Source organism: Corallococcus sp. CA047B (assembly GCF_003612065.1).
GTDB lineage: Bacteria > Myxococcota > Myxococcia > Myxococcales > Myxococcaceae > Corallococcus > Corallococcus praedator.
Map to the genome: position 1 here is coordinate 1 of NZ_RAWD01000365.1, position 8895 is coordinate 8895.

General features: G+C 71.7%; 3 protein-coding genes. 2 read left to right on the forward strand and 1 reads right to left on the reverse strand.

From position 1 onward, the window contains the following. Both D7X74_RS35765 and pbpC read left to right on the forward strand, forming a co-directional pair. Nucleotides 1-5600: alpha-2-macroglobulin (locus D7X74_RS35765; protein ID WP_120537473.1), on the forward strand; the 5600-nt coding region annotated here is incomplete at its 5' end. 6 nt (nucleotides 5601-5606) lie between these two features. Further along, a complete protein-coding gene (gene pbpC / locus D7X74_RS35770; protein ID WP_120537474.1) occupies nucleotides 5607-7970 on the forward strand; it encodes a penicillin-binding protein 1C in 2364 nt (787 codons plus the stop codon). A 7-nt stretch (nucleotides 7971-7977) separates the two neighbouring features. On the opposite strand, the gene D7X74_RS35775 is transcribed toward pbpC, so the two are convergent. Next, on the reverse strand, nucleotides 7978-8895 hold a 918-nt coding region (locus D7X74_RS35775; RefSeq protein WP_120537475.1), incomplete at its 5' end, for an NAD(P)/FAD-dependent oxidoreductase.

The window sequence follows — 8895 nt, forward strand, 5'->3', positions numbered from 1 at the left end:
CCGCCCCCCCGTCCAACTCCACCCCTGGGGCGACGGACGCCTCGAAGCCGTCCACCGCCTCCACCACGTCCCTGCCCCAGGCGGAGACGCTGACGCCCGTCATCCGCGAGCTGGTCAGCGAGAACAGCCTCCCCGAAGGCATCGTCGTCGAGTTCTCCCGACCGCTGCGCCCGAACAACGAATCGGTCCTGGGCAGTGTGCTGACGCTGTCGCCCTCCGTGGCCGGCAGCCTGTCGTGGACCGGGCCTTCGTCGCTGCGCTTCACCCCGGTGGCCCCCGGCTTCACGGCCGGCGCGACGTACACCGTGTCGGTGGACGCGGTGGGCACCGAGGCGGGCGTCGTGAAGCCGCCATCGGAGCGGGCGTGGCGCTACAACTTCACCACGTACGCCTTCAAGTTCGTCCAGGTGGTGCCCACGCGGATGGACCTGACCAAGGGCCTCGTGGAGATGAACGTCACCTTCTCCGGCCCCGTGGACCTGGCCGCCGTGCGCTCCCGCTCGAGCTTCCGCGTCGGGGATGCCGCCATCACCGACGTGAAGTGGACCACCCGCGCGGACACGCGCAACTCGCTGTCCGCGGTGCTCACCCACCCGAAGCTGCGGGCCGCGGCCGTCGTGCAGTTCGCGCTGAAGGACGGGCTGGAGCAGGCGGGCGCCCCCAACACCCGCGCTCCCGCGGCCAACGCCAGCGTCCCGCTGGCCGGCGGCAAGCGCACGGACATCACCTTCGTCAGCCTCCAGGAGGGCGCCAACGGCTACTTCTTCGAGGTGAGCTGCCGCGACGCGGAGCCGAACGCCGCCCCCAGCCCCGTCGATGAGCAGTGGGATTCGTACTACTACGACGACGACAACCGGGGCTGCTCGCTGAGCGACGCCGTGGCCGCGGAGGCCATCCGCTTCAAGCCCAAGGTGAAGTTCACCGTCGCGCCGTCGCGCCGCGGCTTCCGCATCTTCGGGGACTTCAAGCGCGGCCCGCACACGCTCACCATCGCGGAGGGCACGCCCACCGTGGGCGGTGGCACCCTGCTGGGCGCCTTCTCGCGTGGCTACTCCGTGCCCGCGCGCGCCCCCCAGGTGCGCTTCTCCACCAGCGGTCGCTACCTGCCGCGCAGCGCGTGGAAGAACCTGCCGCTGCAGCACCTCAACCTGGAGGAGGTGACGCTCACGGTGCGCAACGTGCCGCCGGAGAACCTCGTCTTCTGGATGAGCAACAACTACGACGAGAAGGCGGACGAGCGGACCAGCAACGTGCTGCTGCGCAAGAACGTGCCGCTCAAGTCGACGCCGGACTCGCTGCTCACCACCTACGTGGACGTCGCCTCGCTGGTGCCCGCCACCACGCGCGGCCTGGTGGAGATCACCGCCGAGCGCGGCGAATACCGCGCCGCCTCCCGCATCCTGCTCACCGACCTGAGCCTTGTCGCCAAGAAGGGCGGGCCCGCGCCGGGCTCCAAGGACGCGGGCGAGGTCTGGGTCTGGGCGCTGGGCCTGGAGAGCACCGAACCCTTGTCCGGCGTGGAGGTGTCGCTGGTGAAGAAGAGCGGGCAGACCGTGGCCCGCTGCACCACCCAGGGCGACGCCGGCTGCCAGCTCAAGGTGCCCGCGCCCGGCGCGGATGACAGCGAGCCGTTCGCGCTGGTGGCCAGGAAGGGCGATGAGCTGACGTACCTCAAGTACGACGAGCTGAAGACGGAGATCGCCAACTCGGACGTGCAGGGCGAGCCGTACCGCGCCGAGCAGCCCTACCGCGCCTCGCTCTGGTCCGACCGCGGCGTGTACCGCCCCGGTGACACCGCGCACGTGGCCGCGGTGCTGCGCGGCCAGGACAACCTGGCGCCGCCCGTGGGCATGCCGGTGGAGGTGCGCGTCATCGATCCGCGCGAGCGCGAGATCCGCAAGGAGACGCTGAAGACGAACGCGGCGGGCCTCGTGTCGCTGGACCAGACGTTCGCGGCCTTCCAGGACACGGGCCGCTATTCGGTGCGCCTGAAGATCGCCGACCGCGAGGTGGCCTCCTACGGCCTGAGCGTGGAGGAGTTCGTCCCGGAGCGCATGAAGGTGACCGCGGCCACGCAGGCCCCCGGCTACAAGCAGGGCGAGGAGATTCCGGTGGCCGTGGAGGCCGCGTACCTCTTCGGCGGCTCGGCGGAGGGCAGCCCGGTGGAGATGACGTGCCGCCTGGAGTCGGTGCCCTTCAAGCCCAAGCAGAACGGGCAGTACGCCTACGGCATCTGGCGCCAGGACGGCAACGAGCCCCGGCCCGTGACGCTGGGCCAGGTGAAGGGCACGCTGGATGCGAAGGGACAGGCGCTGCTCAAGTGCCCGGCTCAGGCGGCGTCGGGACCCATCAAGGGCGCGACGCGGCTGTCCGCGGTGGCCAGCGTCTTCGAGTCCGGCAGCGGCCGCGCCACCATTGGCGAGGCGAACGTGCCGGTGCACCCGGACGCGTTCTACCTGGGCCTCCAGGCCAACACGCAGAAGGTGAAGGCGGGCACGCCCTTCACGGTGTCGGGCGTGGTGGTGGACTGGAACGGGCAGCTCGTCGCCGACGGCAAGGGGCCGAAGACGGTGGAGCTGGAGTACCAGCTGCTGGAGGAGAACTACGGCTACTACTACGACGAGGAATCCGGCTACGAGCGCTACCAGCGCTACCTGCGCCCCCAGCGCGACGGCCAGCTCACGGCGAAGGTGGAGGGCGGCCGCTTCTCCGCCACGGTGACGCCGGGCAACGACGGCGCGGGCTACCTCGTGCGCGCTCGCGCGGGGTCCACCCAGACGGACCTGTCGCTGGAGGGTGACGGCCGCTACTACTGGTACGGCGAGGGCTCGCGCGTGGACCAGACGCCGCGTCCGCTCAAGCCCACCGCGCTGGAGCTGTCGCTGCCGGCGAAGGGCAAGGTGGGCGAGGCCCTCACGGTGAAGGTCAAGGCGCCCTACCGGGGCCGCGTCCTCTTCACGGTGGAGACCGACCGCGTGCTCTTCACCGCGTGGAAGCAGGCGGAGCCCGGGGAGGTGTCCTGGAGCTTCACGCCGACGGAGTACGCGCCCAACGTCTACGTGAGCGCGTTCCTCGTGAAGGATCCGCACCTGGAGTCCGCCAAGGCGTTCATGCCCGACCGCGCCTTCGGCGTGGGCAGCATCGCGCTGGAGCCGGTGGACTTCACCCAGGCCGTCACGCTGACGGTGCCCAAGGAGGTCCGCTCCAACGACACCCTCACCGTGGACCTGGCGGTGGAGGGCGTGGAGGGCCCCACCTTCGCCACCGTGGCGGTGGTGGACGAGGGCATCCTGTCCCTCACGCGCTTCCAGAGCCCGGATCCGCTGAAGGAGATCTTCACCCGGCGCGCGCTGGGCATCCAGACCTTCGAGACGGTGGGCTGGGCGCTGCTCGTGCCGCCCGGAGGCAACTCCAGCTCCACGGGTGGTGACGAGGGCGGGGCGTCAGGCCGCGTGCAGCCCGTCAAGCCGGTGGCGCTGTGGAGCGGCGTGGTGGAGGTGCCGGCCTCCGGCAAGCTGCGCGTGCCCTTCAAGCTGCCGCAGTACCGGGGCGCGGTGCGGGTGATGGTGGTGACGGCGGGCAGCAAGCGCATCGGCCGGGCCAGCGCGCAGGTGCTGGTGCGCGACCCGCTGGTGCTCCAGACGACGCTGCCGCGCTTCCTCACCCAGAACGACGACATCCAGATTCCCGTCTTCGTCACCAACCTGTCCGGCAAGGCGCAGGACGTGAAGGTGACGCTGGCCGCCGAAGCGCTGGCGGTGCCGGGGATGGCGATGCCCGCGGACGTGGGCTCGCCGTTGAAGCTCGCGGGCAAGAACGAGGGCCGGGCCCGGCTGGAGGATGGCAAGTCGCGCACCTTCGTGTTCCAGGGGCGTGCGGTGCAGTCCGTGGGCGCGGCGCGGCTCGTCGTGACGGTGGAGGGCGGTGGCTACACGTCGCGCGAACAACTGGACGTGCCGCTGTCCCCGGCCGGTCCGCGTGAGCGCAAAATCCAGCAGGTGGAGCTGGCGCAGGGCACGACGGACCTGGGGCCGCTGCTTCAGGGCTGGGTGCCCACCACCGAGCGCACCACGGTGTGGGTGACGAACAATCCGTACGCGAAGTCGCTCCAGCACCTTTCGTACCTGGTGCGCTACCCGTACGGCTGCATCGAGCAGACGACGTCCTCCACCCGGCCGCTGCTGTTCGTGAGCCAGTTGGTGGACCGGGTGGACCCCACGCTCGTCTCCACGGCGAAGGTGGAGGACATGGTGCAGTCGGGCATCAACCGGGTGCTGTCGATGCAGACGGCTTCCGGCGGCTTCGCCTACTGGCCGGGTTCCCAGGAGCCCGTGGCCTGGGGCACGGCCTACGCGACGCACATGCTGCTGGACGCGCGCAAGCTGAAGTACCCGGTGCCGGAGGACCGGCTGGACAGCGCGCTCACGTGGCTGGGCAACGAGCTGACCCAGAACGAGGGCAAGCTCGGCCAGGATGACCACTACGGCCAGCACGCGGAGCCGTACATGCATTACGTGCTCGCGTCCGCGGGCAAGGGGCGCAAGGCGCGCGTGCAGGCGCTGGTGACCGCGCTGGACGCGGGCGCGAAGAAGACGCCGCTCACGGGCGAGCAGCAGGAGGACCTGTACCTGCTCAAGGCCGCGCTGTGGCTCTCTGGCGACCGGCGCTACGAGAAGGACCTGCGCAGCCCGGACCTGTCGCCCGTCACCGACGAGCGCAAGAACAACTGGTCGTTCTATTCCGACCGGCGTCGGCGCGGCATGCAGCTGAGCACCTTCCAGGACCTCTTCGGCGACGCGCCGGAGGGTGAGCCGCTGGCGCGCATGGTGGCGACGGCGCTCCAGACGCGCTCGTCGGCGTACTACTCCACGCAGGAACTGGTGTGGGGCATCACCGGCCTGGGCAAGCGGTTGCAGGGCACGGCGACCAGCTTCACGCCTCCCACGCTGACGGCCGGGGGCAAGGCCCTGGCATCCATCGCGGAGAAGGACGCGCGCGTGTCGGACCGCACGTGGTCGCTGGCGCGCGCCAGCGAGCGGACCGGCCTGTCGCTGGAGATGAAGGACAAGGGGACGGGCGCGGTCTACCTCATCGTCAACAGCGAGGGCGTGCGCACCACGCCGGAGGTCAAGGTGGGCGGCCACGGGCTGACGCTCAAGCGCACGTGGCACTCGCTGGACGGCACGGAGCTGGACCTGAAGGCGACGCCGGTGAAGCTGGCGGACCTCATCTACGTGCAACTGGAAGTCACCAACACCACCGGCGAGCGCATCCAGAACATCGCGCTGGTGGACCGGTTGCCGGCGGGCTGGGAGATTGAAAACGCCCGCCTGGGCCGGGGTGGCAGCGTGGAGTGGGTGTCCGAGGAGCAGCAGTGGGCCCCGGACTACGTGAACGTGCGCGACGACCGCATGGAGGTGTTCGGCGCGCTGCAGGCCCGTGAGACGAAGAAGGTCGTCTACGCGGTGCGCGCGGTGACGGCGGGCTCCTTCACGCTGCCGTCCGCGGAGGCCGAGGCGATGTACGACTCCGAGACCTGGGCCCGCGAGTCGGCGGGCACGGTGCAGGTGGTGGGTCCCTGGAAGGACGACCTGCTCTAGGCCCCCATGCGTCGCCTGCGTCTGAGCGGAAGGAAGTGGGTGGGGGTGGTGCTGGCGGGGCTCGTGCTTCTGGGCACGGGCCTCGCGGCGGCCTGGTGGGTGCCGCTGCCGGAGCGGTTGGCCGCGCCCCCCTCGGTGGTGATGGCGTACCGGGATGGCTCGCCCGCGTACGTCTTCCTCGCCCCGGACGAGCGGTGGCGCATCCCCGCGCCGAAGGACCGCGTCGACCGGGCCTATGTCCGCGCCCTGCTGGCGCTGGAGGACAAGCGGTTCTTCCACCATCCGGGCGTGGATCCGCTCGCGGCCCTGCGCGCCGCCGGCCTCAACCTGAGCCGGGGGCGCCGGGTGTCCGGGGCGTCCACGCTGACGATGCAGTTGGTGCGCGTGCTGGAGCCACGGCCGCGCACGTTCACCTCCAAGGTCGTGGAGTCGTTCCGCGCCGCGCAACTGGAGGTGCGGTTGTCGAAAGAGGAGGTGCTGGAGGCGTATCTCCAGTTCGTGCCCTACGGCCGCAACGTGGAGGGCGTGGAGGCGGCGGCGCTCGCGTACTTCGGGCACACCGCCGCGCACCTGAGTCCGGCGGAGATCTCCACGCTGCTGGCGGTGCCGCAGAACCCGAACCGGCGCTTCCCGTCGCCGGAGAACACGGCGCGGTTGCGCTCGGCCCGGGATGACATCGCGCGGAGGTTGTTGGAGTCGGGCGGCCTGGGCGTGGACGGCGTGGCGTCCGACGTGGTGCTGGAGGAGGTGCGGGCGACGCAGGTGCCGGACGTGCTGAAGCCCTTCCCCCGGGAAGCGCCGCATGCGGCGGTGTGGCTCAAGGCGCAACGGCCGGAGGAGACGTGGCTGCGCACGACGTTGGATGCGGGCACGCAGCGGCTGGTGGAGCGCACGCTGGCGGACGCGGCCCGGAAGCTGGAGCGGCAGGGCATCCACAACGGCGCGGTGGTGGTTGCGGATCGCGACTCCGGCGAGCTGCGCGCGCTGGTGGGCAACTTCGACTTCTTCGACGGGAAGAACGGCGGGCAGATCATCGGCTTCGCCACGCCGCGCTCCCCAGGGTCGGCGCTCAAGCCGCTGCTGTACGCGCTGGGGATTGATCAGGGGCTGGTGGGGCCGGAGACGCTGGTGACGGACATCCCGGTGGCGTACGGCGGCTATTCGCCGCGCAACTTCGACGGGCGCTTCCAGGGGCTCGTGCGCATGGAGTCCGCGCTGTCGCAGTCACTCAACCTGCCGTTCGTGAGGCTCCTGGAGCGGCTGGGCGTGGAGGGCTTCCTGGGCTCGCTGCGACAGGCGGGCGTCACCAGCCTGGATCCGCACCCGGGGCACTACGGCCTGTCCGCGGCGGTGGGTGGACTGGAGCTCACGCCGCTGGAACTCGCGGGCATCTACCTGGCGCTGGCGGGGGATGGACGGGCCCGGCCGCTGCGGGTGCTGGAGGAGGAGGCCGCGCCCGCGAAGAAGGCCGGTGCGCTGGTGTCACCGGGCGCGGCGTGGCTGACGCGACAGGCGTTGTCGCTGCGCGACCGGCCGGACTTTCCGGAGCGGCGGCGGCTGACGGGCCTTCCGGCGCGGGTGCACTGGAAGACGGGCACGAGCTTCGGCAACCGGGATGCGTGGGCGGCGGGTTCGGGGCCGAAGCACACGGCGGTGGTGTGGCTGGGCAACTTCAACCACGCGTCCAGCGTCCACCTGGTGGGCGCGGAGAACGCGGCCCCGCTGTTGTTCGACATCCTGGAGGGCGTGGGGCCGCGCGGCGCGATGCTTCAGGAGGAGGACGTCGCGCCGCCGAAGGACCTGGTGCGCGTGGAGGTGTGCGCGTATTCGGGGCACCTGCCGACGGACGCGTGCACGCAGCGCAAGACGGTGGACGCGGTGCGCACGGCGGTGCCGACGGCGCCGTGTCCGTATCACCACCGGGTGGAGGTGGACGTGGAGTCCGGCCTGTCGGTGGGGCCGAGTTGCCGCGCGGGGCGCCGGACGGAGTCCCGCGTGTACCTGACGTGGCCGGCGAGCCTGCGCCGGTGGCTCGCGGAGCAGCAGCGCCAGTTGCCGGAGCCGCCCCCGCTCGCGCCCGGCTGCGTGGCGGGAGGGGAGCGCGACACGCCCATCATCCTCTCGCCCCCGGAAGGACAGGTGGCGCTGCTCATCCCGGGCATGTCCGCGAGGGAGCAGGAGGTGCCGCTGGAGGCGGAGGCCGCGCAGGACCGCGAGCTGACCTGGTTCGTGGACGGCGCCTTCCTGGGCACCGCGCGCGCCGCCGAGCGCCTCTGGTGGCAACCGTCGGTGGGCACGCACGACATCCTCGTCACTGACGACCGGGGCCTCACCGCCCGCCGCACGCTGGTGGTGCGCGAGCGCGAGTGAGGCACGCTCAAGTTCCGCGAACGCCTTCAACCACCCGACGCGCCAGCGCCACGCCACTGAGGAACGCACCCTCCACGCGAGGCCCCGCGCACCAGTCACCGCAAGCGCCCAGCCCCGCAGCCGCGTCGTACAGGGCGGGCGTGTCCAGGGGAGGGGAGGGCATCGCGAAGCGCCAGCGGTGCGCCGCCGCCTCCACCGCGCGCACGTCCGTGCCCAGGGCCCGGGCGAACGCCTCCACGAGCTTCGGAGCCACCTCCTCCGGCGTCTCCTCCAGGTGCGCCGCGCTGTACTCCGGCGACCCGTGCAGCACCCACCGCTCACCCGTCGCTCGTCCCGGCTTGCTCGCCTCGCGGGACACCCAGGACAACGGCGAGTCGTTCACGAACGCCCCATCGAGCCCCAGCGCCACGGGCGCCTCGAACCGGGCCATCACCGCCCAGCACGGAGACAGCCGCGCCCCCTTCGCCTGATCCGCCAGCGCGGGCGCCCCCGCCAACAGGGGCACCGCTTGCGGAGCGGGAACCGCGGCCACCACGACCTCCGCCAGCCCCAGGTCCTCGCCCGAATCCGACGTCAGCCGCCACGCCGCCCCGTCCCGGGCCACCCGCTCCACCCGGACACCGCTCCGGACGTCCAGCCCTTCCGCGAGCGCCTTCGCCACCGAGTTCATCCCCGGCGCGCCCACGTACCGCACGGACTCCTTCGCCGAAGGCGTCACCGTCCCGTGCTCCAGCGTCCCGATGCGGCCCTGCCACTCCGCCGCGCCCCCCTGCGCCACCCACGCCTCCACCTGCGCCATGAAGAGCGGATCCCTCGCCGTGAAGTACTGCGCGCCAGGGTCGAACGTGCCGCCGTCCGGATTCCGCCGCGTGGACAACCGCCCTCCCGGCCCACGGCCCTTGTCCAGCACGCGCACCGGGAAGCC